Source organism: Streptomyces sp. SCSIO 30461, from assembly GCF_037023745.1.
Taxonomy (GTDB): Bacteria; Actinomycetota; Actinomycetes; order Streptomycetales; family Streptomycetaceae; genus Streptomyces.
Genome location: NZ_CP146101.1, coordinates 5444984 through 5470705, shown reverse-complemented (window position 1 = coordinate 5470705; position 25722 = coordinate 5444984). Strand labels below are relative to the sequence as shown.

Here is a 25722-nt window from a genome sequence, read left to right as displayed (position 1 = left end):
GCAGGCCCACATCGGGGTTCCGACGGGTACATACACGCCGGGAGCCGGACACCCCTCGGGGGTGTCCGGCTCCCGGCGTGTTGCTGTGCCGACCGACCGTCGTTACCGGTCGCCCGGTCCGGTCGTCAGGCCACGATCAGATAGATCCCGTACGCCACGGCCGCTGCGCACAGAGCGAAGCAGGCGTACGCGCCCGTGCGCGCAAGGCCAGCGGAGCCTCCCTGCGCGGCGGCTGCCTCCTGCTTGGAGAGGCCCGCGATGCCCAGAGTGAACAGGCCCACCAGGGCGACGGTCACAACGAGACTCACGCCGAAGACGGAGCCCAGAGCTGCCCAGTCGATCTTCATGCTGATTCGCTTTCCCTTACTTCCCTTACTTCCCTCACACCGAAGCGGCGGGGGCGGGGGCGGACTCGCCGGCAGGAGCCGGGATGGTGGCCTTCAGCTCTTCGGCCGTCGCGACGGTGGGCGGCGGGGTCACGGCCGCGATGGCAGTGGTCACCACACCCGGAGCCCCGGTGTCCCCGGCGGTCTCGTCCGCGGTGACGTTGGTGTGGTCGATCGGCTTGCGGCGCGACACGGCCCAGATGGCGCCCGAGCCCGCGACCAACAGGACGGCGACGGCGACTGTGCCCCAGGTGCCCTGACTGGTGAGGAACTCGGCAGCGGCGGCGACCAGGCCGGCCGCCGGAAGGGTGAGGCCCCAGGCGACGAACATCCGGGTGGCGGTGGACCAGCGGACCACACCGCCCTTGCGGCCGAGGCCCGCGCCCATCACGGCGCCGGAGCACGACTGGGTGGTGGAGAGCGAGAAGCCCAGGTTCGAGGAAGCGAGGATGACCGTCGCGGCGCTGGTCTGGGCGGCGAAGCCCTGCTGCGGCTGGAGGTCGGTCAGTCCCTTGCCCATGGTGCGGATGATCCGCCAGCCGCCGAGGTAGGTGCCCAGTGCGATGGCCAGACCGGCGGAGACGATGACCCACATCGGGGGGTTGGAGCCCGGGACGAGGACGCCGCCGGTGACCAGAGCCAGGGTGATGACCCCCATGGTCTTCTGGGCGTCGTTGGTGCCGTGCGCCAGGGAGACCAGTCCGGCCGAGGCGATCTGACCCGTCCGGTAGCCCTTGGTGGTCGCCTTGTCGTTCGCCCCGTTGCCGATCTTGTACGTCAGCCTGGCGGCGAGGAACGCCGCGAGACCGGCGACCACCGGCGCTGCGACGGCGGGGATCAGCACCTTGGTGACGATCGTCCCGTAGTTGACGGCCGAGAAGCCTGCGGACATCACGGCTGCGCCGATGAGGCCGCCGAACAGGGCGTGCGACGAGCTGGACGGCAGACCGAGCAGCCAGGTGAGGAGGTTCCACAGGATCGCGCCGACGAGCGCGGCGAATATCACTTCCGTGCGGATGCCGTCTTCGCTGATGAGCCCGCCGGAGATCGTCTTGGCGACCTCGACGGACAGGAAGGCGCCGACGAGGTTCAGCACGGCGGACATGGCCACCGCCGTCTTCGGCTTGAGCGCCCCGGTCGAGATGGTTGTCGCCATCGCGTTGGCGGTGTCGTGGAAACCGTTCGTGAAATCGAACACGAGAGCGGTGATGATCACGATCCCGAGGAGAAGCGTGATGTTTTCCATTTACCCAGGCTTCTATTGGACGTCAGTGGCCGGTCGAACGTAGGCAACCTGAGTGAACGGAAGGTGAACTCAGCACGGCTCAGGAGTGACTCCTGGAAGGGTACGGCCGTTCCGCTTGCGGGGGGAGGCTCGTGCGGCGCGGATTTCCCTGGTCCCTGACATGATCAGCACATGAGTGGGCGGCAACGGGGTGAGTGGTGCGGGCAGGGCGATGAGGCCCAGGGCGGGCCGGTCGCGCGGGCGTGGGCGGGTCTCGTGGCCACCGCCCGCAGGACCGTCGCGGACGGACTCGTGGTCGGAACCTCCGGCAATGTCTCCGTGCGTGTGCCCGTTGACACGGGCGATGTCGTCCTGGTCACACCGAGCGGAGTGCCCTACGACCGGCTCGGGCCGCAGGATGCAGTCGGCGTGGATCTGCAGGGCCGCCGTGTGCTGGGTGAGCTGACCCCCACCAGCGAGCTGCCGATGCACTTGGCGATATACCGGGCCACCGATGCCGCCGCCGTCGTGCACACCCACGCCGTGCATGCCACCGCCGTGTCGACGCTTGTCACCGAGCTGCCGCTGATCCACTACATGGCGGCGGCACTCGGCGGGCCCGTCCGCGTGGCCCCGTACGCGCTCTACGGCACCGAAGAGCTCGCGACCCGAATGCTCGACGCCCTCGCGGACCGTACCGGCTGCCTGCTCGGGAATCACGGCACCGTGACCTACGGCGCCTCGCTCGACCAGGCGTACGACCGCACCGCCCAGCTGGAGTGGATGTGCCGGGTGTGGCTCACCGCGAGCTCCCTGCCGGGCAGTGCGCCGAGCCTGCTCTCGCGGGCTCAGGTGGAGGAGGTGCGCGACAAGCTCCGCACCTACGGTCAGCCCGGCTGATCCGGTGGTCGGCGCACGGCGCATCACTCACGGTGGCGCGCCCACTGGCAGCCCGGCGCGGACGTCACCACACTGGAACGGTGCGCCCGGTTACAGCGACGGCAGCTGCCGTCACCACCCTGCTCGGTATCGGAGCGGCCGCGTTCGCCGCGGGCCGGTACGCGAGCGATGCGGCACTCAAGGCAACGCCCGAACGCCCTGTGCCCGGCGAGCCCCGGCTCACCGTGCACGCCACGGGGCCGGGCCGGATCACGCTCACGCGCAGCCTCGCCTCACTCCGCCCCGGTGTGTACGGACTCGCCGGCACCGGGGTCCACGCAGTCGTCGGCCCGGTGCTCGAAGACGTCCCGCACGCCGCGGACACCGTCGTCCGCCGACTGGAGAGCGTGGGCCACGGCAGTCTCGACATCGGGACCAAGGTCCGCTTCACTCCGCGGTTGCACAGCGGAACGCCGTCCTCCCTCGGCATCGACCACGAGGACGTGGAGGTGCACGGAGAGTTGGGTCCGCTGCCCGCCTGGTTCGTCCCCGGGCCCCGCAGCACATGGATCATCGCCGTGCACGGCCTCGGCGCCACCCGCGAACACGTGCTGAACCTGATGCCGTTCCTCGCCGGGCGGCGTGTGCCGGTGCTGGCCGTCTCCTACCGCGGCGACCGCGGCGCACCCCGCCCACCCGACGGCCTCTGCCATCTCGGTGACTCCGAGTGGCGCGACCTCGACGCGGCCATCCGGTACGCCGTCCGCGCCGGTGCCGAGCGCGTGATCGTCCACGGCTGGTCCGTCGGAGCCGCGATGGCCCTGCACGCCGCCGCCAACTCGGCCGTACGGGACCGGATCGCCGGGCTCGTCCTGGACTCCCCGGTGCTCGACTGGGAAGCCACCCTGCGCGCCCTCGCGACCGCACGCCACACCCCGTCGGTGCTCCTTCCGCTCGCGGTCCGCGCCGCTCAGGGGCGCACCGGGCTGCACGGCGACCGGCTGCTGGAGGCCGCGGATCCGGACGGTCTCGGCGTACCCACGCTGATCTTCCACGGTCCCGACGACCGAATCGCGCCCTGGGCCCCCGCACGGGAGCTCGCGGCACGACGGCCGGACCTGGTCAGCCTCCACACCGTCACCGAAGCCCCGCACGCGGCGATGTGGAACGCCGACCCGGCACGCTACGAGGAAGCCCTCCGCCGCTTCCTCACCCCCTTGATCTGAGCGGCCGCCCTTCCGGCCGGTCGCTCGGATCGGCCGATCCCCGCATGGGCCGGCGCCTGCGGCGGGGCCCGAGCGCAGTCCGCGGTGGCCCGCGAACAGGCTCAGGACCCGACTCCGCCGCCGCCCCGCGACCGGGCCTCTCGGCAGGTTCCCGCTTTCCGATTGGGCTTTCGGGCCGACAGCGGGAAGACTGCTCCCCGTGACGTCCCGTAACGTGCGCGACTCCAGACTCCGTCTTGTCCGTCCTCGTCCCACCGCCACGGCCCGACGCGCCGTGGCGAACCGGCGTACGCGCCCCGCCCCGCGCCCGCCCGAGGGCACTCCACCGGCCGCCGAACTGGCCCGCCAGGCGCGTGGGGCGCTCGCCGACGCCGTCCGTATCGCCCGCTGGGCCGCGGCCGCCCCCGACGCCGCTGTTCGCACCGCCGTACGGGAACAGGCCGCGGTGGCGCTGGGGCTGACACCGGACCAGGCGGGCGCGAGCTGGGACCGCGCACGTCTCGCCGGGCTTGTGGAACTCCACGGCAACACCGCTCGCCCCGGTTGGCGGCTGAATGCCTGGGACCGCGACGACACCGCCGTGCTACGGGGCTGGGTCGCCCTGTTCGACGCCTGGTCGCTGATCCACCCCGCACCCGATGACGTGGCCCCGGCGGCCGTCGCCGAGGTGGTCGAAGCCATCCCCCAGGTCCTCACCCTCCTTCAGCTCTCCGCCGGCCCCGTCCTCGTGCCTGCCCTGCTGGACCTGCTTCAGCAGCGCGTCGCGGAACTGCGTGACGAGCGCTGCGAAGTGCCCGTCGCGCCCTGTCCTGACGCGGCCGTGCCCCTGCGGCGTGAGCCGGCCGCGCGCCCGGCAGCCGAGGCCGGGCCGAGCGCCGCGGCCCCGTTCCCGGCCGTCCCGGGGGGCCGGACCGTCTCCGACTCCCTGCTCCCCGCGCTGATGGACTGGGCGCTGGAAGGGCTCGCCGCGGTCGGTGCGCTCATCCTCGGCCAGGGGCAGGCCACCCTCACCCCCCTCGGCAACTGGGCGGTCTGGGTCAAGCTGGAGCAGATCTGCGTGGCGGCCCAGAGCCCCGCGGGCCACATCGAGCACTCGGCTGAGGATCTGCTCCGTGCCTGCGCCGGGCTCAGCCCGGGGCCCGCCAGGGACGAATACCGCGCGTGGCTGGCCGCGCGCACCATTTCCAGCGCCGTCTCCGAACTCCTCGCCGCGGCCCGTGGTGAGGACGCGCTGCTGCGCGGTCTCGCTTTCGAAGCGCTCCGGGTCGTAGGCGCCCCCGCCGAGGCAGCGGTGCGCGCAGCCGCCGACGAGCCGCCCCTGCGTCCCTACGCTCTGCTCTGGCTCGCCGAGTACGAAGGCGCTGACCCGGACGACGCCGCCGAAGCGCTGACCCGTGAGGAGTCGACCTGGCTCTGGGTCGACACCGCGGCAGCCGTCTCCGACCACGGTGAGGCCACGCTGCTGGTGCGTCACCTCGAAGCGGCAGTCCAGGGCACCATCCCCGCCCTGTTGGATGAGGTCAGGGCGGTCGGCCATCCGCGCACGGTGCAGGTCCTGGTCGCGCTGGCGGCAGCCCACCCCGATCCTGCCCTGGCCAAGGCCCTCCGCCGGGCGGCCTTCCAGGTGCACACCGGGGGGGCGTGACTCCCCGGGGGCCGGCCCTCCGCGTCATTCCGCGCTCGCGCCAGGACGATACGTCCCGAAGCTCCAGACGTTGCCTTCAAGGTCGCGCGCCATGTAGTCCCGGGAGCCGTAGTCCTGGTCGGTGGGCGGCAGCACGATGACCGCCCCGTGCTCCACCGCCCTGCGGTGGTGCGCGTCCACATCGTCGACCTGGACATAGACACCGACCGGGCCGCCGCTCTCCATCAACCTGTCGAACTCGCTGCCCGTGCCCTTGCTGCCCAGCATCACCATCCCGTTCCCATAGGACAGCTCCGCGTGCACCACCTTGCCGTTTCCGCCCTCGTACACGGCGTGCTCGGTGAAACCGAAGGCCTCGGTGAGCTGCTTGATCGCGGCCTTGGCGTCCACGTACAGCAGTGTCGGGCAGATGCTCGGTGCGTCCGCCATCTCGATCGCTCCTCCCTCACGCGCTCCAGGCACGTCCCGTCGCCGCGGGGCCACCGGAATGTGATCCGGATCTCAGTCTGGCAGGGGGCACCGACAATGCCCGGGATCATCGGCGCTCCTGTGGGCGAAGTCCCGTGAAGTCCCGTGAAGTCCCGTGAAGTCCCGTGAAGTCGGGACGGACTGCGGCGGAGCGTGGGCGGAGCGCTTCAGCGGAAGGTGTTGCACGCGGCCATGTCGCCCGTGCGGTAGCCGGTGTGGAACCACTGCTGACGCTGCGCCGCCGAGCCGTGCGTCCAGGTATCCGGAGTGACCCGCCCCTGCAACGCCTGCTGGATCCGGTCGTCGCCCGCCGCCGCCGCGTCGAGGCCTTCCCGGATGTCGGCGTCGGTCAGCCGTGTCAGCAGCGGTTTCCCGGTCTTCTCGTCCGGGGTCGTCGTGGCGTGGTGCGCCCACACTCCCGCGTAGCAGTCCGCCTGCAGCTCCAGCCTGACCGCGTTGCTCCCCGCACCTGCCCGGTCGTCCTGCGCCGCGGCCAGTGTGCCCATCTGGTTCTGGATGTGGTGGCCGTATTCATGGGCGACGACATACGCCTGCGCGAAGGGCCCGTCGGACGCCCCGAACCTGGTACGCAGCTCGTCGAAGAAGCTGAGGTCCAGGTAACACCTTGTGGTCGGCCGGGCAGTAGAACGGCCCGACCGCCGACGTGGCCGATCCGCACGCCGTCCCGACCCGCTCGGCGAACATCACCGTCGGCGCGTCGGAGTACCGCATCGATCAGCGCAGTACGGCCCGCCCGTTTTGCGTGTCGCTCGCGCACCGCCCCGCGTCCCTTCGGCGCGCGGCCGGATCGTGCGCGGCGCCGACCGAACCGTGGGCAGGGCCACAGAAATCCGGTTGCAGGAGCCCGGTAGACTGCCTCCCATGGCAATTCTCCTCGTGGACTAGACGGCGTCGAAGCCTCGTACGCACGCCCCGTCGTCCTTCCGCCGTCCGTCCCGTTCTGGAGTCTTTCCGTGATCACCGCTTCCGGCATCGAGTTGCGCGCCGGCGCCCGTGTCCTCATCGAGTCCACCACCTTCCGTATCGCCAAGGGCGACCGCATCGGCCTCGTCGGCCGCAACGGAGCGGGCAAGACCACGCTCACCAAGTGCCTCGCGGGTGAGGGCGTCCCCGCCGGCGGCCAGATCGCACGCTCGGGGCAGGTCGGCTACCTCCCGCAGGACCCGCGTACCGGCGACCTCGACGTCCTGGCCCGCGACCGCATCCTCTCCGCTCGCGGCCTCGACGTCCTGATCCGCAAGATGCGCGAGAACGAGCAGCGCATCGCCACCGGAAAGGGCGCCACTCAGGAGAAGGCGCTGAAGCAGTACGAGCGCCAGGAGACGGAATTCCTGACCAAGGGCGGCTATGCCGCCGAGTCGGAGGCCGCCACGATCGCCGCCGCGCTCAACCTGCCGGACCGGGTGCTCGGCCAGCCGCTGCACACCCTCTCCGGTGGCCAGCGCCGCCGCGTCGAGCTCGCCCGGATCCTCTTCTCCGACGCCGACACCCTGCTGCTGGACGAGCCGACCAACCACCTCGACGCCGACTCGATCGTCTGGCTGCGTGACTATCTGAAGACCTACCGTGGCGGATTCATCGTGATCTCCCATGACGTCGACCTCGTCGAGACCGTCGTCAACAAGGTCTTCTACCTCGACGCCAACCGCTCCACCATCGATGTCTACAACATGGGCTGGAAGCTCTACCAGCAGCAGCGCGAGGCCGACGAGAAGCGCCGCAAGCGGGAGCGCCAGAACGCCGAGAAGAAGGCCGCGGCGCTCAACGCCCAGGCCGACAAGATGCGCGCCAAGGCCACCAAGACCGTCGCCGCGCAGAACATGGCGCGCCGTGCCGAACGGCTGCTGTCCGGCCTTGAGGACGTCCGGGCCGCCGACAAGGTCGCCAAGCTGCGCTTCCCCGAGCCCGCCCCGTGCGGTAGGACCCCGCTGATGGCGGAGGGCCTGTCGAAGTCCTACGGCTCCCTGGAGATCTTCACCGATGTGGATCTCGCCATCGACAAGGGTTCGCGCGTGGTGATCCTCGGGCTGAACGGTGCCGGAAAGACCACCCTGCTGCGCCTGCTCGGCGGGGTCGAGAATCCCGACACCGGCGAGGTCGTCGAGGGCCACGGCCTCAAGCTCGGCTACTACGCCCAGGAGCACGAGACGCTCGACCCGGACCGCACGGTGCTGGAGAACATGCGCTCCGCCGCGCCCGATCTCGACCTGGTCGAGGTCCGCAAGGTACTCGGCTCGTTCCTGTTCTCCGGGGATGACGTCGAGAAGCCGGCCGGAGTGCTGTCCGGCGGTGAGAAGACCAGGCTCGCGTTGGCCACGCTGGTGGTCTCGGCGGCGAATGTGCTGCTGCTGGACGAGCCGACCAACAACCTCGACCCGGCCAGCCGTGAGGAGATCCTCGGCGCGTTGCGGACCTACAAGGGTGCGGTCGTCCTGGTGACGCACGACGAGGGTGCCGTCGAGGCGCTCCAGCCGGAGCGGATCATCCTGCTTCCGGACGGGGTCGAGGACCTCTGGGGCGCGGACTACGCGGATCTGGTGGCCCTCGCCTGACGGTCGCGGCCTGCCATGCGCTTGTCCGGACGGCCTTCGGAGTACCCGGTCCGCCCCGTATGGATCATTCGGCCCATCGCTTGTCCTTCATCTGAGTGAGGACGTCTCATATCCCGGCGTGGCGGTGGGCTCGGTCGGCCCGCGGTGCCCGCCCGGTGCACCGGAACCACTCCGTCCGGTGTGTACCCGGTCTGACCAGGACGTTCCCGATGCGGCTCGCGGAAACGTCTCGGCAGCCAGGACCGGAATCCGCCGCAGCCTCCGCGCTCGGACGCCTCGTGCGACCAAACCTCGTCGCACGGACCTTGTCGAATGGGTGGCCATGAGGCCCGGTAGGGGTGATCATGAGAAGTCCAGAGCGCACTTCCCATGAGGAGGCACGGGTGGCCGAGACTCTGAAGAAGGGCAGCCGGGTGACCGGCGCCGCGCGCGACAAGCTCGCGGCAGACCTGAAGCGAAAGTACGACTCCGGTTCGAGCATCCGGGCGCTGGCCGAAGAGACCGGCCGTTCCTACGGGTTCGTGCACCGGATGCTCAGCGAGTCCGGAGTCACGCTGCGAGGACGCGGCGGAGCTACGCGGGGCAAGAAGGCCGCATAGGCCTGATCGTTCCGCGTACAGCCGCCGATGTCGGCGGCGTCTGAGGTCGGCCGGACGGTTCCGGTGTCGGCCACTCCGCGACCGAATGGTCGACGGAGTGGTTACCGTGCAGTAACTTAGCTTCTCGCTGCACTGACACGCACCGGAACCGGAGGCTCTCCATGACTTCGCACGACTCGCTGGACTCTGTTCTCGACAAAGACGGCGTACGGCTCACCGTCGATGACGCGGTGGCCACGGTGACGCTCACCAATCCGGCCAAGCGCAATGCCCAGTCTCCCGCTCTCTGGCGGGCATTGACCGAAGCCGGGCGAATGCTCCCGGGCAGCGTCCGGGTGGTGGTGCTGCGCGGAGAGGGCAAGTCCTTCTCCGCCGGTCTCGACCGCCAGGCCTTCACTCCCGAAGGCTTCGACGGAGAGCCGTCGTTCCTGGACCTCGCGCGAAGCTCCACCGAGGAGCTGGACGCGGTCATCGCCGAGTACCAGGAGGCGTTCACCTGGTGGCGCCGCAACGACCTGGTGTCCATCGCGGCCGTGCAGGGTCATGCGATCGGGGCCGGGTTCCAGCTCGCCCTCGGCTGTGACCTGCGGATCGTCGCCCAGGACGTCCAGTTCGCCATGCGCGAGACGAGCCTGGGCCTGGTCCCCGACCTCACCGGTACGCATCCGCTCGTCTCCGCTGTCGGGTACGCCCGTGCGCTGGAGATCTGCGCCACGGGACGTTTCGTCCAAGCCGATGAGGCGGAGCGGATCGGCCTCGCCAATCTGGTGGTGCCCGCCGAGGAACTCGACGGGGCCGTACGCGACCTGGCGGCGGCCCTGCTGGCGGCGCCGCGTGACGCCGTGATCGAGACCAAGGCGCTGCTGCGCGGTGCGCAGGACCGCAGCTACGAGGAGCAGCGGAAGGCCGAGCGTGCGGCTCAGGCCCGGCGCCTTGCCGACCTCGCGGGTATCGCCGACTGACCGGACGCCCTTCGACCCGGACCTCCGCCTTCACCGGTGCGGCCCGGGGCCGCCGTCTTCACAGCGGTGGTCCCGGGCCGTTCTCCGTCATGGCGGTGGTGTCGCTGCCGCCCCCGGTTGCCCCCGCCTGCCGCATCCCCGGCGCGGGACGGGGCAAGCGCACTTAGTGTGGGCAGCGGAGCCAGGAGTTCACCACCTCCCGGGAAAGGACGTACGGCGATGACCGACACCGGCGTCAATGTCAGCAGGGAACCGTCGGGGGGCGGGGGAAGCACGAGCCCGGGGGGAGCGGCAGGGAGCGCGGGGACGGGCAAGCGGGGTGCTGTCGATCCGGCTGCCCGGGGGCGTACCACCATTGCCGACGGGGTCGTCCAGAAGATCGCCGGACTGGCTGCCCGGGATGTGATCGGAGTCCACGCGATGGGCAGCGGGACCTCCCGCACCTTCGGCGCCGTACGCGACCGGGTGCCGGGCGCCGGGAGCCGCTCCAGCGCCGCCCGCGGGGTGAAGGCCGAGGTCGGTGAGGTGCAGACCGCGCTCGACCTGGAGATCGTCGTCGACTACGGGGTGTCGATCGGCGATGTGGCCAGAGCCGTCCGCGAGAACGTCATCGCGGCTGTGGAGCGGATGACCGGCCTCGAAGTCGTGGAGGTCAACATCGCGGTGAGCGACGTGAAGCTGCCCGACGAGGAAGACGAAGAGCCGGAACCGCGGATCCAGTAGCGGAGCTCACGAGAGGAGCTCACCGATGAACATGGCGGTGGTCGGCCTGCTGGCCGGCATGGCGTTGGGCTTCGCCGGGTACTTCGGCGGCTTCGGAGCCTTCCTCCTGGTGGCCGCGCTCGGCGCGGTCGGGTTCGTCGCGGGCCGCTTCATGGAGGGTGACCTCGAACCGGGTGCCTTCTTCCGGGGCCGCGAACACGGCGACCGGAGGTGATCCGGAGTGTCCGCGGACTCGGCCCCGCCCCAGTCGGCGTCCATGCCGCCCCAGCGGATCACACCGGCGGAACGGGGGGAGACGACGATCGCCGACCGGGTGGTCTCGAAGATCGCGGCCCGGGCGGCGCGTGAGGCTCTGGGGGGAGTTCCCGAAGGATGCGCGCCCCCGCACGCCGTGGTCGTCGTCCACCACGACCACGCGCGTATCCGTATCAGTCTCGAACTCGACTATCCGACCGACCTCGGCGCCCGGTGCGGCGCGGTGCGCCACCGGGTGGCCGAACGGGTGGCGGCACTGGCCGGGATGGAGGTGTCCGAGGTCGCCGTACAGGTCGAACGGCTGCACTCCGTCCACACACGCCGAGCGGACCAGGGAAGGCTGCGATGACCGCGCCCGGACATGTGCCCGGGACCGAGGTCGCGGCTGTTCCCGCACCCGCGTCCCGGAGGGCTTCACGCTTCTGGTCGAAACGGCGGATCCCGTCCGGGTTGGTCGCCGCCTTGCTGACCGCGGCATCGGGACTCGTCCTGTACGACATCGCCGCCGTACGGACCGAGCGACCCGGTGTGGCATGGCGCCGCACCCTTGCCACCGAGTTGGAGCAACGCCCCCTCGACGACATCTGGGTCCTCGCCGGCGCGAGCGTCGCGGTGGCGCTCGGGCTGTCCCTGATCGTGCTCGCCGTGACCCCCGGACTGCGAGGGCTGCTGCCGATGCGGCGCCTCGAGGACGACACCGGACTGAGCGCGGGACTCGACCGGGACGCCGCGGCGCTCGCACTGCGCGACCGCGCCATGGAGGTGCCCGGTGTGCAGTCGGTACGGGTGCGGATGCGAAGGTCCCGCGTCCGTCTGAGGGCGGTGTCCCACTTCCGAGAGCTCGACGAGGTGCGGAGCGACCTGGACTCGGTGCTGGACGCCGGCATCCGGGAACTCGGCCTCGCGCATCCCCCGGCGCTGTCCGTGCGGGTCCGTCGAGCCCCCAGGAAGGGTTGAGCCGGATGCCTCGCACGCTTCCCGTCGCCAACCGTCTGCTGCTGGGACTCACCGGTCTGGTGCTGTTCGCCGCCGGGGGAGCGGTGCTCGCCGCCGCGCTGGGTGCCGGTGTGCCCTCCTGGTGGCCATGGTCGGGCCCCGGCGACGTGCTCCTCACCCAGCGCGCCCGTCAGCACTGGCGCGCCGAGAGCTGGTGGTGGCCCACGGTGATCGCGGCCCTCGCCGTGCTGCTGCTCCTCGGCCTGTGGTGGCTGCTGGCGCAGTTTCGCCGCTCGCGGCTCGCCGAGATCCTGGTGGAGAGCCCCGACGGCGAGGTCGCGTTGCTCAGGGGCCGGGCTCTGGAATCCGTGCTGATCGGTGAGGTGGAGGACCTCGACGGGGTGGCTCGTGCCCGGATCGGTATCCACGGCCGCCCCACGGCTCCCACGGTTCGCGTTCGGCTGCTCCTCGAACCGTATGCGTCCCCCGAGGAGACCCTTCGTCGGCTAGCGGCCGAGGCCTTGACCCACGCCCGCACATCCGCGGGGCTGGAGGCACTGCCGGCGGAGGTCCGCCTCCGCGCGGAGAAGCACCACGCCAGGCGCGTGGTGTGAACCGCTCCCACGTCGGGATGCGAGGTCGTGGAGGCACTGGTTCGCTGAGAGGTGCCCGCTCATCCGATGACGTATGAGGAGTGATCATGAGCGTTTCAGGCGAGGCAAGCGGACGCGTGCGCCAGATGCGTCAGAAGGCAGACGAACTGAAACAGGCCGCGGAACGGTCCTCCGACCCCGAGGAGCGCCGTCGGCTGGAGGAGAAGGCCCGCAAGCTGCGGGACCAGAGTGATCAGGAGAGCGCGATGGGGGCGGGGGACATATTCCCGGACGTGTGACGGGAGAACTGCGAAGCCCGCACCGGTGCGTTTCGTCGCACCGGTGCGGGCTTCGCGGTTCGCCGCGCATGGAGAAAGCCCGAAGCCCGAGAAAACAGAGCAGCTCGATGGGCCGGAGACCTAGGGTGTGTTGCGAAAGCAGCTCCGTCCGCCCGCAGGGCGGGGCCTGCGGCGTCTGGTGCGTGCGATCGCAAGGCGGAGGATCATCCTCGTACTGGACGTACGTGGATGACTCCGACAACGCAGCGAGCGTGCGTGCCAGGCGTCGCGGGTCAGGAGGGACTTTGGCAACACGCCCTAGGTGACTGGTGTTAAGCGGGTCGTCCTGGGCGTGCGGTGTCGCCGTTGGGGGTGTCAGGGTCGTGGTTGCTGGCTGGTGGTCGGGCGGCGTGTGGGCGGTTCGTGGCCGTCGTGGGGGCTGTTGAGGGCTTGGCACGGCCGCGTGCGGGTCGTTTGCATGGTCCAGGGCGCCCTCGGGACGGTCAGCCGGCGGCGACCGCCCACTTGTCACTGCCTGTGGACATGATTCCGAGCACGCCGAGCCGCGCGACGTTGACGGCGGCGGCCAGCAAGGAGAAGTCGGCGGCGATCTTGGCCCGGCCCCGCACCCGGGCGCGGCGTCCGCCGTGTCGCCGCCGCATCAGGTGGGCGATCTTGCGTTCGACCTTGGGGCGGGTGGCCCGGTAGGCGGCCAGCCAGACGGGGTCCGCACTGCGAGCCCGGCCCCGGGCCAGGTGTTCTTCGTGAGGGCCGATGGTGATGACGCGTCCGTTCCTGGCGGTAGTGCACTGCGCCGCAAGGGGGCAGGCGGCGCAGGCGGTCTTGAAGCAGGCCGTCCCACCGCCATCAGACTTCGGGCGGATCGCGGCGGTCACCTGGTTCGGGCAGGTGACCTGCCCTGCCTCCAGATCGATGGTGAAGGCGTCCTTGGAGAACCGCCCACCGGGCGCGTTGGCCGCCTGCACCTTGACCATCACCCGGGCGCCCGCGTCGTCCAGCTCGGCCAGCAGCGGCCCGGTCCCGTAAGCGGCGTCGCCGTAGACTTCGGCCCGCGCCTGGTCTGCCTGCTCGGCGGCAGGTGGTTGGAGAACGTCGGCGAGCAGGTCGGCGGCGGGCTCGGCATCGCCGGCGTTGCCCGCCGTGACCTCGGTCGCGGTGATGACCTCGCTGTCGGGTTCCTCGGCCACATGACCCTTGTAACCGTCGAAGGACCGGCGGACGGTCTTGTGGCCGTGCCGGGCCTCGGGATCAACCGTGGAGATGACCCGGTCCGCGGCCACCTTGCGGGCGATCTTGAAGACGCCCCCGTCCTGCTCCAGGTCCTGGCCCAGCACGGTGGCCAGCAACCGCGCGGCCTGGCCCACATCCCCGGGCACGGCCCGGCCGTCCAGCACGGTCAGCAGCGCGAACCCGTCACGGGCCCGCGAATCGATGAGGGCTTCCCGCTCGGCCGCGTCCGTCCAGTCGATGACCGGCTTGTCCGTGCTGGTGTAGGCGTCCCCGCTGGAGATCACCGCCCGCAGCTCGGCCCGCAGCACGTGATCGGCCGCCCGCAGCAGGCCGCGGATGGCCGAACGGATCAGCGTGATGGTGTCCTGCGTGGCCACCGCGTCATAGATCGGTGCCGAGTCCAGCACCCTCCTGCGGCCGACCAGTCCGGCCTGTGCAGCAACCTCTACCGTCCGCTCGAAGATCCGGTTCGGCCGGGCGGAAGCGGCAAGCCTCGCCCGCATGTCGACCAGCACGGTGTGCACGAACCCCGGATGGTCGAAGTCCAGCCCGCCGGCGGCGTACTTCCAGCGCACATCGAACGCGAACCGCTCGACCGCCTCGCGATCGGACAAACCCTCCAGACGCTGCAGGACCATCACGACCGCCACGATCATCGGCGGCACCGACCTGCGGCCGTCCTCGGCGAACAGATCGGCGAACATCTCATCGGGGAACAACGCCCGGCACTCGCGGTGCAGCACCGCGTAGATCGAGTTCGGCGCCAGCCGACCCTCGCAGAAACCCACTGTGGAGGAGAGCAACCCCGGCTGCATCGGAGTCCGGCCCACTGCCATCGCTCAACCTCTCCCCACACCCAGCGACCAACACCCCGCAGCCTGACACAGGACGAAGACCCAGCGCGAGCTCACACGATTAACACCAGTCACCTAGAACCCGTGGCGGGCGCCGCCGTCCACGGGGAGCATCACGCCGGTCACGTACGAGGCCGCGGGCGACAGCAGGAACGCAGCCGTGCGGCCGAACTCCTCAGGGGTGCCGTAGCGCCGCAGCGGAATGCGGTGCTCGTTCGCGGCCCGGGAGGCGTCCGCGTCGCCCGAGAGCTCGTCGAGTTGACGCATACGGTCGGTGGCGATGCGCCCCGGAAGCAGAGCGATGACGCGGATGCCGCGCGGTCCCAGCTCGTCGGCGAGGGACTTGGCGAACCCGGCCAGGCCCGGGCGCAGGCCGTTGGAGATGGTGAGACCGGGGATCGGCTCGTGGACCGATCCGGAGAGCACGAAGCCGATGACCCCACCGGGGCCCAGCGCCGCCGCGGCGGCCCGCGCCAGCCGGACCGCACCGAGGAACACCGTGTCGAACGCCGCCTGCCACTGCTCGTCCGTGTTGTCCGCGACGAAGCCGGGCGGCGGGCCGCCCACACTGATCAGGACGCCGTCGACGTGGCCGAAACGCTTACGCGCCGCCGCGATGAGCCGCTCGGCCGCGTCGGGGTCGGCGTTGTCCGCCGCGATACCGACGGCGTCGGCGCCCAGTTCGGCCGCCGCCGCTTCGGCCGTCCGCTGGTCCCGGCCGGTGACGACCAGCCGTGCGCCCTCGGCCGCCAGTGCGTGCGCCGACGCCTTGCCGAGTCCCCGTGTCGCGCCGGTGACGATGTAGACGCGGTCCTTCAGTCCAAGATCCATGCGCCTATCCTGCCGTGCGCCCTGCGGCCGGGGCGAGGGCCGGTTCGGGGCGACTTCAGACGCCCGCCGACCCCGGTGCGGCCACGGGCTCCCCGGCACCGGACGTCGTCTCGGCCGCCGCTTCGGCCCCGGCCGCGGCCGGGGCTGCGGCCACGCGATCGCGCTTCTCGCGGCGTACGAGGATCACCCAGCCCACGGGCACCCCGGCCGCGAACAGCCACCACTGGACGGCGTACGCCATGTGGGCGCCGATGGAATCGTGGTCTGGGTCGGGGATCAGCTCGGGTGTGCCGGCGGACGGCTCGGGCGCGGTCTGCTCGATATAGCCGCCGAGGAGGGTCAGGCCCATGGACTTCGCCTGCTGCTCGCTGTTGATCAGCATGATCTGGCGGGGCGGCAGCCCGGACAGGTCCTTGATGCCGCTGGCGTCGGTGGTCTGGTCGGCCATCAGCCGGCCAGTGACGGTGATACGTCCCTCGGGCGCGGGCGGCACCTCGGGGAACGCCGCCTGATCGGCCGCTGCGGGCACCCAGCCGCGGTTGACCAGGACCGCGCGGCCGTCGGCGAGGACGAGCGGCGTCAGGACGTGGAAGCCCACACGGTCGTCGGCGTTGGTGCGGCGGCGGACGACGACCTCATGGGTGGTGTCGAAGGTGCCGTCGGCCGTGACCTGCCGCCAGTAGTCGGCGCGGGGGATGGCGCGACCGGGCGAGGTCAGCTCCGTGACCGGCACGGGCGGTGCGGTGAGGTTGTCGGCGATCAGCTCGTTCTGGGTGACCCGGTGCTGATGCCGGTGCAGCTGCCAGAAGCCCAGCTCGACCATCACGGGAATGAGGACGAGGCCGATGAGGGTGAGAGTCACCCACTGCCGGGACAACAGGAAGCGGTACACCCCATGACCGTACAACTCGGCCATGGGGTGTTCGGAGTCAGGGGGTGCCGAGGAAGGCCCGGCCTCACGGGTTCAGACCCTGTCGACGATGCCGGTCCTCCCCTCGGCGCGGGCACAGTGGGCGCCGCAGTACCAGTGGCCCTCGGCTTCGACACCCTGGCCGATGATCTGGACCTTGCAGTGTTCGCAGATGGGGGCCATCCGGTGGATGGCGCAGGAAAAGCAGTCAAATACGTGTACGGCGCCCTGGGCGTGAACCTCGAAGGACATGCCGTAGTCGTTTCCGCAGACCTCGCAACGTGCCATGCGCCGCATGCTCCGGAGCGCGGGCGGTCTGGGCAAGGTCCATGGGGGCGGGTCGGTGCGGCAGCACCCGACCGGCGCAGCCTCCGCCCCGGGTGCCGCCTCTCCGAATCACTCTCCTGCCGGGCTCACATCGCGCAGCAGCTGGGCGAACGCCGCCTCGTCGATGACGGGCGTGCCGAAGGACTTCGCCTTGACGGTCTTGGACGTCCCCGCGTCCGGGTCGTTGGTGACCAGGAGGCTGGTGAGCCGCGACACGCTTGTCGCGATATGAAGCCCCGCCTCTATCGCGCGGTCCTCGAGCAACTCCCGCTCGATGGAGGTATCACCCGAGAAGGCGACCCGCATGCCCTGTTTGAGTGGTTTGTCTGGCTCGTAACGCCCCGGATTGGGGTAGGGGCAGGCGGGCCGCTTACGGGAGGGCCGCCAGCCGTACTGGCGGTATGACGATTCGGTCGCCTGTCGGCCGATGCGCGGCGCGGGCGCCGCGGTGGACCACTCGGTCAGCGCCCTGCACTCCAGCAGCGGCAGCCGCAGCCCGCGCTCCGCCGCGATGTGCAGACTGGGCCGGAACGCCTCGGCCAGCACCCGGGCGTCGTCCAGGGCGTGGTGCGCGCGCTGCTGGACGACACCGTAATGGGCGGCCAGCGACTCCAGCTTGTGGTTGGGCAACGGCAGCGCCAGCTCCTTGGACAGCGCGATGGTGCACAGCCGCTGCCGCACCGGCACGGTGTGATCCGCCCGGGCGTACTCCCTGGCGATCATCGACCAGTCGAAGATGGCGTTGTGCGCGACCAGGACCCTGCCGTCCAGCCGGTGCGCGAACTCCGCGGCGATATCGGTGAACAGCGGTGCACCTTCGAGCACATCGCTCGTCAGCCCGTGGATCCACACCGGCCCGGGATCCCGCTCGGGATTGACCAGCGTGTACCAGTGGTCCTCGACATCGCCCTGTGCGTCGAGGCGGTAGACGGCAGCAGAGACTATCCGGTCGTCGCGGGCGAGTCCGGTGGTCTCCACGTCGACGACCGCGTACCCCTCGGGATACGCGGTCGGCCACGCTGTTGCGGTCGTGCGGTCGTCGAGCATGGTCACAGAGCTTACGGGGCGCCACTGACAAACCGGTCGAGCGCCCCATGGGCGGCGGTCCGGCCGAGCGCCGTCCGCCAGGTCGCCTCGCGTCGGCGCGAGTTACGGTCGAGTCCCGGATCGGGCGCCGTGCGTCATGTCGCGGAAGTCCGCGTTCCGGCCTGCGTCAGCAGCGAGTCCACCAGTGCGCGTACCGAAGCGGCGAACAGCTTGTCCGGCCGGGCCGGCCGGGCGAGCGCACGAGCCAGACCCGGATCGTCCTCGGCCGTCTCCGTGTCCCACAGCGTGTCCTGCCCCGGCGACTGCACGGGCGCGCGCTCCTGGTTGCGTTCGACCAGGACGAAGCCGACTATCTGGAACTGTACGGCACGGACCGCCTCGGCCGCGCGTGCCCCGCGCAACCCTGCTGTGTGCACCTCATGGACCAAGGCGCGCTGCGCGGGCAGGAACATCCGCTCGGTCAGGCCCCGTTCATGGACCATGGCGATCAGATGCGGGCGAGCCAGCAGCTCCAGGCGCAGCTGCCGCGCCACCGAGACGATTCGGGTGGCCGGAGTGCGCCCGGTCGGCCGGATCGCGCCCATCTCCCTTACGGTCCGCTCCACCAGTGCGTCCAACAGCGACTCGCGGTTTCCGACATGCCAGTAGATGGATGTGACCGCGGTGCCGAGCCTCGCCGCGAGGCCCCGCATGGTGAGCGCGTCGGGGCCGTGCTGCCTGACGAGCTCCGCCGCGGTGTCCAGCACCTCTTCGCGGGTCAGGGCAGTGCGTGCCATGGATCCCCCAATTCCGTTATGTGCAAGGCTCTTTACCCTTCATCGGCAACGGTGTAACTCTGTTACAGATCCGTCCCCCGGCGAAGGGTGGTACGACATGGCACGAGTACGGTACGGAGCGCGTTCCGAGGCCGAGATCAGCGCGGCCCGCGCAGCCGCCGCCGCGATCCCCGAGATCTGGTCCACGGGCGTCACGGCGGTGTGGGAGACCGACCCGGACGTGATCGCGGCCGTGCTCCCGCCCCCGCTCAAACCGGCCGAACGGCCCCTGGTGAGGCTGAGCATCAGCCGGGTGGACCTTCCTGGACACCCCCTGGGCGCAGGGTCCGTCGCCGTCGCCGCCGCACACGGCGAGCAGCAGGGCTGGTATCCGCTCGTCATGCCGATGACCACCGAACGCGCCCTCGTCGGTGGTCGTGAGGTGTTCGGCGAGCCGAAGAAGTTGGGCGAGGTCACGGTCGAACGCGACGGCCTGGTCGTACGGGCCGCGCTCTCCCGGCACGGGATCGCCTTTGTCGAGGTGCGGGCCGCCGTGTCGGGCCCGCTGCCACTGCCCGAGCCCGTCGAGAAGCTCGACTTCTACTTCAAGTGCCTTCCCTCGGTGGACGGTACGGGCTCGGGCTTCGACGCCGACCCGGTGCTCGTGCACTGCGTGCGCAACGAGAAGTTCCGTACGCTCGAACGCCTCAGCGGCGACGTGGTGCTGCGCGAGTCGATGTACGACCCGGTCGCCGATCTGCCGGTACGGAAGCTGGTGGAGCTCGCCATCGGTGAGAAGACCAGCGACCAGAAGGGCCGCGTGGTCGAGCGGGTCAGTGCCCAGGCCCTGCTGCCGTACCTCCACCAGCGTTACGACGACATGGCGCAGATCCTCGACGGACCGCCACAGGGGAGGTCCCGGTGAGGCCCGCGCCCGGGCAGGTCGCCGTGGTCACCGGCGCCGCGAGCGGGATCGGCCGGGCCATGGTCCGCCGCTTCGCCGCCGAAGGCATGAAGGTCGTACTCGTCGATGTCGAGGAGGCCGCCCTGCACAAGACCGCCGACGAACTCGGCGCCGACGGCGCCGATGTGCTCGCCCGCGTGGTCGACGTTTCCGACCGGGACGCGGTGCACGCCCTCGCCGACGAGGTCTACGGGAGCTTCGGCGCCGTCCATGTGCTGTGCAACAACGCCGGGGTCGGTTCCGGGGCCGAAGGCCCCATGTGGCAGCACGAACCCAACGACTGGCAGTGGGCCTTCGCCGTCAACGTCTGGGGGGTGTTCCACGGCATCCAGGCCTTCGTCCCCCGGATGATCGACGGCGGCGAACCCGGGCACGTCGTCAACACCTCGTCAGGCGACGGCGGTATCGCCCCGCTGCCCACCGCCTCCGTGTACGCCGTCACCAAGGCGGCGGTCGTGACGATGACCGAGTCGTTGTACGCGCAGCTGCGTGCCGAGAATGCCCTGATCGGGGTCTCCGTCCTGTTCCCGGGCCCCCATATGCTCCGCACCGGCCTGTGGGAGTCGCACCGCAACAGACCCGCCCGCTATGCCAAGCAGCGGCCGCGCCGCACGCCCTACCGCAGTCTCGACCAGTGGGAGGCGGCGATGCGGGAGGCCGGCCACGAGGTGCGGTTCACCCCGGTCGACGAAGTCGCCGAGCATGTCCTGGAAGGCATCAGGGCGGACCGTTTCTGGATGCTCCCACCCGGCGAGCACAGCGACCGCCAGATCCGCGCACGCGCCCAGTCGATGCTAGACCGCGCCAACCCCGCCTACCTCGAGCGCTTCATCCTGGACTGACGGCCGCACCGGCCGCTGCCACCGCACTGCCCGTGGACCGATGGACCGACCGTAGGACCGTAGGAGTGACGTGCCATGACGGATCCGTACGCCCCGGCACCCGACGACCCATATCTGATCATCTCATCCGACTGTCATGCCGGTCTGCCCACCGAGCAGTACCGGCCCTATCTCGAAGCCCGGTTCCACCGGGACTTCGACGGGTTCCTCGCCGGACGCGACCGCCGTCGTGAGGAGATGACCCGGCTCGGCGTACGCAACGAGGCCTTCGCCGACAAGTGGTTCAGCGACAACGAGGAGGGGCTGCGCGGCGGCTGGGACTCCGCGCAGCGCATCAAGGAACTCGACGGGGACGGGGTGGCCGCCGAGGTGGTCTTCCCCGACGCGGACGCCGTCGACAGCGGCACGGCCGCACCCTTCGGCGTGGGGCTCGGGCTCTCCGGCGACCAGGACCCCGAGCTCGGCATGGCCGGAGCCCAGGCGCACAACCGCTGGCTCGCCGACTTCGTGTCCGAGCATCCGCAGCGGCACTGCGGAGTCGCCCTGCTGCCCGTCACCGGCGACGTGGACCGCGTCGTCGCCGAGATCCACCGGGCACGGGAGTCCGGGCTCGGTGCGCTGATGATCCCGTCCATGTGGGTGGACAAGGCTCCGTACCACGACCGGCGTTACGACCCGGTCTGGGCAGCCGCCGCGGCGACCGCCATGCCGCTGATCACCCACTCCGGCGCCGCACCGCGCCATGAGTACGGCGACCATCTGGGCATCTACGTCTCCGAGGTCACCTGGTGGCCGGCCCGGCCCCTGTGGTTCCTGCTCTGGTCCGGTGTGTTCGAACGCCACCCCGGCCTCAGGTTCGGGGTCGCCGAGTCCGGCTGCTGGTGGCTGCCCAACCTGCTCTGGTTCATGGACCGGCTCTATCTCGGCGCGCACGGCGGCAAGAAGCTGTCGCCGTTCGCCGAGATGAAGCGCCCGCCGAGCGAGTACCTCGACCGGCAGGTGTTCATCTGCGCCACCAACACCAAACGGCGCGAGCTCGCCCAGCGCTACGAGATAGGCGTCGACAACATCCTCTGGGGCTCCGACTTCCCCCACCCGGAGGGCACCTGGCCCCGAACCAGGGCGTGGCTGCGGGACACCTTCCACGACATCCCCGTCGCCGAGACCCGCCGCATGCTCGGTCTCGCCGCGGCCGAGGTCTTCGGCTTCGACATCGCGGCACTCGCACCGATCGCCCGCCGTATCGGGCCCACCCCGGCAGACCTGGGGCAGTCGCCCGACCAGGCCGAGGTTGAGGCGTCCTGGGCACGTTCGCGCGAGACGGGACGGCACTGGCTGACCGGCGGGGACTTCCCCGTACTGGGGGTGAACCGATGAGTCAGGACCGCTATACGGTCATCTCGGCCGACTGCCATGCCGGAGCCGACCTCCTCGACTACAAGCCGTACCTGGAGAAGTGCCACCACGACGAGTTCGACGCCTGGGCGGCCGGCTATGTCAACCCCTACGAGGACCTGCTGGCCGACACAGCCGACCGCAACTGGAACTCGGCCCGCAGGCTCGCCGAACTGGAAGCCGACGGCATCGTCGCCGAAGTCGTCTACCCGAACACCATCCCGCCGTTCTTCCCCTCCGCGTCCCTGATGGCCCCGGCGCCGACCGGGGAGGAGTACGAGCTGCGCTGGGCGGGCCTGCGCGCCCACAACCGCTGGCTCGCCGACTTCTGCTCACTCACCCCTGGGCGCCGGGCCGGCGTCGCGCAGATCCTGCTGAACGACGTGGAGGAGGCGGTCGCCGAGGTCCGCCGCACCAGGGAAGCCGGCCTCACCGGCGGGATCCTGTTGCCCGGCACCCCACCGGGTTCGGGCATCCCCGAGCTCTACTCGGCGGTGTACGACCCGCTGTGGGCGGTCTGCGAGGAACTCGGCGTGCCGGTCAACCACCATGGTGGCTCGGCATCCCCGCCGCTCGGCGACGAACCGGCCGCGCGAGCCGTGTTCATGGTGGAGACCACCTGGTTCTCCCACCGGGCGCTGTGGCACCTGATCTTCGGCGGCGCCTTCCGCCGCCATCCCGGGCTCACCCTGGTGCTCACCGAACAGGGCTCGGGCTGGATTCCCGGCGTGGTGGAGATGCTCGACTACTACCACGGGCGGCTGGTCTCCGCGGCATCCCGGGCCGTCACCGCCGAGTCCAAGTTCGGCGCCGGACTCGCCTCGTCGATGGGGAAGGGCCCCAGCGAGGTCTGGCGTGACAACTGCTTCGTCGGCGCCAGCTTCATGCGCCCGCACGAGGTGCCGCTACGCGACCGGATCGGTTTGGACAAGATCATGTGGGGCAGTGACTACCCCCACGACGAGGGCACGGCCCCCTACTCCCGCGAAGGCCTCCGCATCGCTTACGCGGGCCTGCCGCGAGATGAGACCACGGCGATGGTCGGTGGGAACGCCGCCCGTGTGTACGGCTTCGATCTGGGGTTGCTCGATGCCGTGGCGGCGCGAGTCGGCCCCACGGTCGAGGAGATCGCCGAGCCGCTGAAGGAGGTTCCCGCCGACGCCACCAGCCCGGCCTTCGCACCGGGCGGTTCGGTCCGCGTGTGGTGACCGCACCGGGGCCTCCGGGATGAGATCCTCCGTGGCGTGACGCAACCGACCGGGCCGACCCCCTCGCCGCAGCAGCCGCAGCACGAGCCGCACGAGGGCACCCTTGGCACCCGTCTCAACTGGCTGCGCGCCGCGGTACTCGGTGCCAACGACGGCATCGTCTCCACCGCGGGCCTCGTCGTCGGCGTCGCGGGCGCGACCAGCGAGCGGAGCGCCCTGCTCACGGCCGGACTCGCGGGACTGCTCGCCGGCTCCATGTCCATGGCGGCCGGCGAGTACGTCTCCGTCTCCACCCAGCGTGACTCGGAGAAGGCCGCCCTCGCCGACGAGAAGCGCGAGCTGCGCGAGCAGCCCGAGGCCGAACTCGACGAACTCACCGAGCTGCTGGAGGACCGCGGCCTCACCCGGGACGTCGCCCGTGAAGCCGCCGTCCAACTCACCCGGCGGGACGCGCTGCGCGCCCATGCCGGGGTCGAGCTCGGCATCAACCCCGACGAACTCGTCAACCCCTGGCACGCGGCGGGCGCCAGCTTCCTCGCCTTCACCGCCGGTGCCCTGCTGCCCCTGCTGGCCATCGTGCTGCCACCCGCGTCTGCCCGGCTGTGGGTCACCGTGCTCTCGGTGCTGACCGCGCTGACCTTCACCGGCTGGTGGAGCGCTCGCCTGGGCGCGGCACCCGCGAGGCGCGCGATGGCACGGAACGTCGCCGGGGGAGCGCTGGCGATGGGGGTGACCTACGTGGCGGGGTCACTGCTGGGGGCGGCGGGAGCCTGACGTGACTCTGTCAGGGATCCTCAAGATCCCTGACAGAGTCACGTCAGGCTCCCGCCGCCGGTTCGATACCGGGGAGTCGTGTGGCGGGCACCGTGGTGCACCGACGGGGCAGCCGAGGAAGCGGCTCGTGAACAGCGCCACCGCCGCGCCCGCACCAGCGCCTCTACGGTCCTCGTATGGCGCCCAACCTGCCCGATGTCGTGCTGTGGTCGATCCCTGCCTTCGTGCCGCTCACCATCGTGGAGGCGGTCGGCTACCCGCTCTTCCGCTCCCCCACCGCCGAGACCGAGCGGCCGGTGTACGGACTCACCAAGAGCATCGAGACCTGTGACCCGCTGCGGGTCGCCACCCACGAGCACGTCTCCATCGCCCGAGACCTGTGCAGCGCCGGCGGCTGGCCGGAGCGGGGCGGAAGAGCGTTCCGGGGCCCGGGTGGCAGCCGGCCGCAGGGCACCGGGAGCGGGGTCAGGACGTCGACCACTCCGGGGTGTCCGAGCCCCAGACTCCCGGGGGCCGCGACCAGTCCGCCGGGCTGCCCTCGTACGCCACCGGCGAGCGCGCGTAGCGGAGCGTGCCGAGCGGGCTCGCGGTCTCGGCGAGCCATGCGTCGGGCGCGTACGGCCCCGTGCCGGTGCCGGGCTCCCGAGGCAGCACTGCGGTCAGCAGACGCGCCGTACGTGCCAGCGCCAGCCGCAGCAGCCGGGTGCCGCCGTCGGTGTCCTGCTCGGTGAGGGAACGGAGCACGGCCGCCGCCAGCAGATAGCCGGTGGCATGGTCGAGGGCCTGGGCGGGCAGCGCGCCGGGCTGCTCGGGGGAGCCCTCGATCGCGGCGATCCCACTGGCCACCTGCACGAGGCTGTCGAAGCCGCGCCGACCGCCCCACGGACCCTCGTCACCCCAGGCCGAGATCTGCGCTACCACCAGGCCCGTACGCATCAGTCCATAGCGCTCCAACGCACCCGGACGGTAACCGGTGACCAGCACATCCGCCTGGTCGAGCAGAGCGTCGAAGGTGCGGCGGTCCGCGGGGTCGTCCAGGTCCAGCGTCGCCGAGCGCTTGCCGAAGCCGGTGTCGGCGTGTTGGCCGGCGAGTTCGGGCAGCCGAGGTGAGTCGATCCGCAGCACGTCCGCGCCGAGCAACGCGAGGGTCCGGGTGGCGACCGGACCCGCGATGACCCGGGTCAGGTCGAGTACCCGCAGCGGTCCGCCGGCGCGCCTGCGCCTCGGCGGTGCATCGTCCAGCCGCTCCCGGGTGAGCAGCGGCCGGCCTGCCACCAGCGCGCCCTGGGGATGCGCCGCCCACTCGGCCGGGGTGCGCAGCGCGACCGCAAGGCCCCCTGCCTCGCACACCGCTTCCTCGATGTCCTCCGCCCGCCGCTCACCGAGCGCGGCCTCCAGATCGTCCTCTCCGGCGCCCAGCGCGGTCAGCAACGCGGCCCGGTGGTGCGGGTAGTTGGCATGGGTGCGTACCCATCCGTCGGCGGCATGCCAGAACCGTGACAGCGGTGCGAAGGACACCGGAGCGCGTCTGTCCACCCGCAGGTGCCGCTCACTGACGAAGGCCGTGGCGACGGCTCCGTGATCGACTCGCACAGCGGGTACGGGTCCCCCGGAGAGGGTCGCGGCACGCTCGGCCGCCGCGAGCGAGCACACCGCCACCGCGGAGCGGGCCAGTTCCATCACGGGCAGCCGCGCGGGCAGCAGCCCGTGCGGTCCGCGGTAGGTGATGCGGCGGGTCAGTGCGGGCTCTCCGCCGAGTGCCGCCCAGAGGAGACCGGTGCCATGGGAAGGAGTGTCAGCCATGAGCACCAGTCTG

The 25722-nt window shown here is 71.0% G+C and carries 27 protein-coding genes and 1 pseudogene; 17 read left to right on the top strand and 11 right to left on the bottom strand.

Annotated elements, in window-relative coordinates:
• Window positions 1-125 precede the first annotated feature (125 nt).
• Both V1460_RS24505 and V1460_RS24500 read right to left on the bottom strand, forming a co-directional pair.
• Window positions 126-347, bottom strand: a complete 222-nt coding sequence (locus tag V1460_RS24505; RefSeq protein ID WP_338675767.1) for a hypothetical protein — start codon at window positions 345-347, stop codon at window positions 126-128.
• A 34-nt stretch (window positions 348-381) separates the two neighbouring features.
• Window positions 382-1632 (bottom strand): inorganic phosphate transporter, encoded by a 1251-nt coding sequence (locus tag V1460_RS24500; protein WP_338675766.1) that lies wholly within the window; start codon window positions 1630-1632, stop codon window positions 382-384.
• A 171-nt stretch (window positions 1633-1803) separates the two neighbouring features.
• Between V1460_RS24500 and V1460_RS24495 the strand changes: the two genes are divergently transcribed.
• The 3 genes from V1460_RS24495 to V1460_RS24485 all read left to right on the top strand — a co-directional run bounded on the left by V1460_RS24495 (window position 1804) and on the right by V1460_RS24485 (window position 5361).
• Window positions 1804-2511, top strand: a complete 708-nt coding sequence (locus V1460_RS24495; protein WP_338675765.1) for a class II aldolase/adducin family protein — start codon at window positions 1804-1806, stop codon at window positions 2509-2511.
• 80 nt (window positions 2512-2591) lie between these two features.
• On the top strand, window positions 2592-3716 hold the full coding sequence (locus V1460_RS24490) for an alpha/beta fold hydrolase (RefSeq protein ID WP_338675764.1): 1125 nt from the start codon (window positions 2592-2594) through the stop codon (window positions 3714-3716).
• Window positions 3717-3915: 199 nt separating this feature from the next.
• Window positions 3916-5361 (top strand): hypothetical protein, encoded by a 1446-nt coding sequence (locus V1460_RS24485; protein ID WP_338675763.1) that lies wholly within the window; start codon window positions 3916-3918, stop codon window positions 5359-5361.
• Window positions 5362-5385: 24 nt separating this feature from the next.
• Here the strand turns inward: V1460_RS24485 and V1460_RS24480 are convergent, their stop codons facing one another.
• Together V1460_RS24480 and V1460_RS24475 are read right to left on the bottom strand one after the other, a co-directional pair.
• Entirely contained in the window at window positions 5386-5790 is a 405-nt protein-coding gene (locus V1460_RS24480; protein ID WP_338675762.1) for a VOC family protein, read from the bottom strand.
• Window positions 5791-5996: 206 nt separating this feature from the next.
• A pseudogene (locus V1460_RS24475) lies at window positions 5997-6558 on the bottom strand (neutral zinc metallopeptidase); the annotation flags it as partial.
• A gap of 245 nt (window positions 6559-6803) precedes the next feature.
• Here V1460_RS24475 and V1460_RS24470 point away from each other — a divergent pair.
• The 9 genes from V1460_RS24470 (at window position 6804) to V1460_RS24430 (ending at window position 12769) form a co-directional block, all read left to right on the top strand.
• Window positions 6804-8402 (top strand): ABC-F family ATP-binding cassette domain-containing protein, encoded by a 1599-nt coding sequence (locus V1460_RS24470; RefSeq protein WP_338675761.1) that lies wholly within the window; start codon window positions 6804-6806, stop codon window positions 8400-8402.
• 383 nt (window positions 8403-8785) lie between these two features.
• A complete protein-coding gene (locus tag V1460_RS24465; protein WP_338675760.1) occupies window positions 8786-9001 on the top strand; it encodes a helix-turn-helix domain-containing protein in 216 nt (71 codons plus the stop codon).
• A 161-nt stretch (window positions 9002-9162) separates the two neighbouring features.
• The gene (locus V1460_RS24460; RefSeq protein WP_338675759.1) at window positions 9163-9963 is read left to right on the top strand and encodes an enoyl-CoA hydratase/isomerase family protein; all 801 of its coding nucleotides are present in this window, start codon (window positions 9163-9165) and stop codon (window positions 9961-9963) included.
• Between the two features lie 219 nt (window positions 9964-10182).
• A complete protein-coding gene (locus V1460_RS24455) occupies window positions 10183-10686 on the top strand; it encodes an Asp23/Gls24 family envelope stress response protein (RefSeq protein ID WP_338675758.1) in 504 nt (167 codons plus the stop codon).
• A 25-nt stretch (window positions 10687-10711) separates the two neighbouring features.
• Window positions 10712-10900 carry a hypothetical protein gene (locus V1460_RS24450; protein ID WP_338675757.1) on the top strand — a complete coding sequence of 63 codons (189 nt, stop codon included), beginning with the start codon at window positions 10712-10714 and terminating at the stop codon, window positions 10898-10900.
• Between the two features lie 42 nt (window positions 10901-10942).
• Window positions 10943-11290 (top strand): hypothetical protein, encoded by a 348-nt coding sequence (locus V1460_RS24445; protein WP_338678187.1) that lies wholly within the window; start codon window positions 10943-10945, stop codon window positions 11288-11290.
• The gene (locus V1460_RS24440) at window positions 11287-11898 is read left to right on the top strand and encodes a DUF6286 domain-containing protein (protein WP_338675756.1); all 612 of its coding nucleotides are present in this window, start codon (window positions 11287-11289) and stop codon (window positions 11896-11898) included. Before V1460_RS24445 ends, V1460_RS24440 begins: the two co-directional genes overlap by 4 nt.
• 5 nt (window positions 11899-11903) lie before the next feature.
• Window positions 11904-12491 (top strand): alkaline shock response membrane anchor protein AmaP, encoded by a 588-nt coding sequence (gene amaP / locus V1460_RS24435; RefSeq protein WP_338675755.1) that lies wholly within the window; start codon window positions 11904-11906, stop codon window positions 12489-12491.
• A gap of 86 nt (window positions 12492-12577) precedes the next feature.
• Entirely contained in the window at window positions 12578-12769 is a 192-nt protein-coding gene (locus tag V1460_RS24430; RefSeq protein ID WP_338675754.1) for a DUF6381 family protein, read from the top strand.
• Window positions 12770-13251: 482 nt separating this feature from the next.
• On the opposite strand, the gene V1460_RS24425 is transcribed toward V1460_RS24430, so the two are convergent.
• From V1460_RS24425 to V1460_RS24400, 6 genes are all read right to left on the bottom strand, one after another.
• Complete coding sequence (locus V1460_RS24425; protein ID WP_338674102.1) at window positions 13252-14835, bottom strand: IS1182 family transposase; 1584 nt, start codon at window positions 14833-14835, stop codon at window positions 13252-13254.
• A 93-nt stretch (window positions 14836-14928) separates the two neighbouring features.
• On the bottom strand, window positions 14929-15684 hold the full coding sequence (locus V1460_RS24420) for an SDR family oxidoreductase (protein ID WP_338675753.1): 756 nt from the start codon (window positions 15682-15684) through the stop codon (window positions 14929-14931).
• Window positions 15685-15739: 55 nt separating this feature from the next.
• Window positions 15740-16576 (bottom strand): SURF1 family protein, encoded by an 837-nt coding sequence (locus V1460_RS24415; RefSeq protein ID WP_338678186.1) that lies wholly within the window; start codon window positions 16574-16576, stop codon window positions 15740-15742.
• Between the two features lie 72 nt (window positions 16577-16648).
• Window positions 16649-16882 (bottom strand): hypothetical protein, encoded by a 234-nt coding sequence (locus V1460_RS24410; RefSeq protein ID WP_338675752.1) that lies wholly within the window; start codon window positions 16880-16882, stop codon window positions 16649-16651.
• A 108-nt stretch (window positions 16883-16990) separates the two neighbouring features.
• A complete protein-coding gene (locus V1460_RS24405) occupies window positions 16991-17968 on the bottom strand; it encodes a DEDDh family exonuclease (RefSeq protein ID WP_338675751.1) in 978 nt (325 codons plus the stop codon).
• A gap of 134 nt (window positions 17969-18102) precedes the next feature.
• Window positions 18103-18744 carry a TetR family transcriptional regulator gene (locus V1460_RS24400; RefSeq protein ID WP_338675750.1) on the bottom strand — a complete coding sequence of 214 codons (642 nt, stop codon included), beginning with the start codon at window positions 18742-18744 and terminating at the stop codon, window positions 18103-18105.
• Window positions 18745-18841: 97 nt separating this feature from the next.
• On the opposite strand from V1460_RS24400, the gene V1460_RS24395 reads away from it, so the two are divergent.
• The 5 genes from V1460_RS24395 (at window position 18842) to V1460_RS24375 (ending at window position 23906) form a co-directional block, all read left to right on the top strand.
• Entirely contained in the window at window positions 18842-19648 is an 807-nt protein-coding gene (locus V1460_RS24395; RefSeq protein ID WP_338675749.1) for an acetoacetate decarboxylase family protein, read from the top strand.
• Entirely contained in the window at window positions 19645-20529 is an 885-nt protein-coding gene (locus V1460_RS24390) for an SDR family NAD(P)-dependent oxidoreductase (RefSeq protein WP_338675748.1), read from the top strand. The genes V1460_RS24395 and V1460_RS24390 overlap by 4 nt, the downstream gene beginning before the upstream one ends.
• 75 nt (window positions 20530-20604) lie before the next feature.
• Window positions 20605-21906, top strand: coding sequence for an amidohydrolase family protein (locus tag V1460_RS24385; RefSeq protein ID WP_338675747.1), 1302 nt, complete (start codon window positions 20605-20607; stop codon window positions 21904-21906).
• On the top strand, window positions 21903-23132 hold the full coding sequence (locus tag V1460_RS24380) for an amidohydrolase family protein (protein WP_338675746.1): 1230 nt from the start codon (window positions 21903-21905) through the stop codon (window positions 23130-23132). Before V1460_RS24385 ends, V1460_RS24380 begins: the two co-directional genes overlap by 4 nt.
• Window positions 23133-23168: 36 nt before the next feature.
• Window positions 23169-23906 (top strand): VIT family protein, encoded by a 738-nt coding sequence (locus V1460_RS24375; protein ID WP_407077519.1) that lies wholly within the window; start codon window positions 23169-23171, stop codon window positions 23904-23906.
• Between the two features lie 465 nt (window positions 23907-24371).
• On the opposite strand, the gene V1460_RS24365 is transcribed toward V1460_RS24375, so the two are convergent.
• Window positions 24372-25709: a CoA transferase gene (locus V1460_RS24365; RefSeq protein WP_338675745.1), complete on the bottom strand. Its 1338-nt coding sequence runs from the start codon at window positions 25707-25709 to the stop codon at window positions 24372-24374.
• Window positions 25710-25722 lie beyond the last annotated feature (13 nt).

Excerpts from the sequence above, each read along its gene's own strand:
- V1460_RS24505 (WP_338675767.1), bottom strand. The coding sequence starts at position 347 with ATGAAGATCGACTGGGCAGCTCTGGGCTCCGTCTTCGGCGTGAGTCTC.
- V1460_RS24500 (WP_338675766.1), bottom strand. The coding sequence starts at position 1,632 with ATGGAAAACATCACGCTTCTCCTCGGGATCGTGATCATCACCGCTCTC.
- V1460_RS24495 (WP_338675765.1), top strand. The coding sequence starts at position 1,804 with ATGAGTGGGCGGCAACGGGGTGAGTGGTGCGGGCAGGGCGATGAGGCC.
- V1460_RS24480 (WP_338675762.1), bottom strand. The coding sequence starts at position 5,790 with ATGGCGGACGCACCGAGCATCTGCCCGACACTGCTGTACGTGGACGCC.
- V1460_RS24460 (WP_338675759.1), top strand. The coding sequence starts at position 9,163 with ATGACTTCGCACGACTCGCTGGACTCTGTTCTCGACAAAGACGGCGTA.
- V1460_RS24455 (WP_338675758.1), top strand. The coding sequence starts at position 10,183 with ATGACCGACACCGGCGTCAATGTCAGCAGGGAACCGTCGGGGGGCGGG.
- V1460_RS24450 (WP_338675757.1), top strand. The coding sequence starts at position 10,712 with ATGAACATGGCGGTGGTCGGCCTGCTGGCCGGCATGGCGTTGGGCTTC.
- V1460_RS24445 (WP_338678187.1), top strand. The coding sequence starts at position 10,943 with ATGCCGCCCCAGCGGATCACACCGGCGGAACGGGGGGAGACGACGATC.
- V1460_RS24440 (WP_338675756.1), top strand. The coding sequence starts at position 11,287 with ATGACCGCGCCCGGACATGTGCCCGGGACCGAGGTCGCGGCTGTTCCC.
- amaP (WP_338675755.1), top strand. The coding sequence starts at position 11,904 with ATGCCTCGCACGCTTCCCGTCGCCAACCGTCTGCTGCTGGGACTCACC.
- V1460_RS24430 (WP_338675754.1), top strand. The coding sequence starts at position 12,578 with ATGAGCGTTTCAGGCGAGGCAAGCGGACGCGTGCGCCAGATGCGTCAG.
- V1460_RS24425 (WP_338674102.1), bottom strand. The coding sequence starts at position 14,835 with ATGGCAGTGGGCCGGACTCCGATGCAGCCGGGGTTGCTCTCCTCCACA.
- V1460_RS24420 (WP_338675753.1), bottom strand. The coding sequence starts at position 15,684 with ATGGATCTTGGACTGAAGGACCGCGTCTACATCGTCACCGGCGCGACA.
- V1460_RS24410 (WP_338675752.1), bottom strand. The coding sequence starts at position 16,882 with ATGGCACGTTGCGAGGTCTGCGGAAACGACTACGGCATGTCCTTCGAG.
- V1460_RS24405 (WP_338675751.1), bottom strand. The coding sequence starts at position 17,968 with ATGCTCGACGACCGCACGACCGCAACAGCGTGGCCGACCGCGTATCCC.
- V1460_RS24400 (WP_338675750.1), bottom strand. The coding sequence starts at position 18,744 with ATGGCACGCACTGCCCTGACCCGCGAAGAGGTGCTGGACACCGCGGCG.
- V1460_RS24395 (WP_338675749.1), top strand. The coding sequence starts at position 18,842 with ATGGCACGAGTACGGTACGGAGCGCGTTCCGAGGCCGAGATCAGCGCG.
- V1460_RS24385 (WP_338675747.1), top strand. The coding sequence starts at position 20,605 with ATGACGGATCCGTACGCCCCGGCACCCGACGACCCATATCTGATCATC.
- V1460_RS24380 (WP_338675746.1), top strand. The coding sequence starts at position 21,903 with ATGAGTCAGGACCGCTATACGGTCATCTCGGCCGACTGCCATGCCGGA.
- V1460_RS24365 (WP_338675745.1), bottom strand. The coding sequence starts at position 25,709 with ATGGCTGACACTCCTTCCCATGGCACCGGTCTCCTCTGGGCGGCACTC.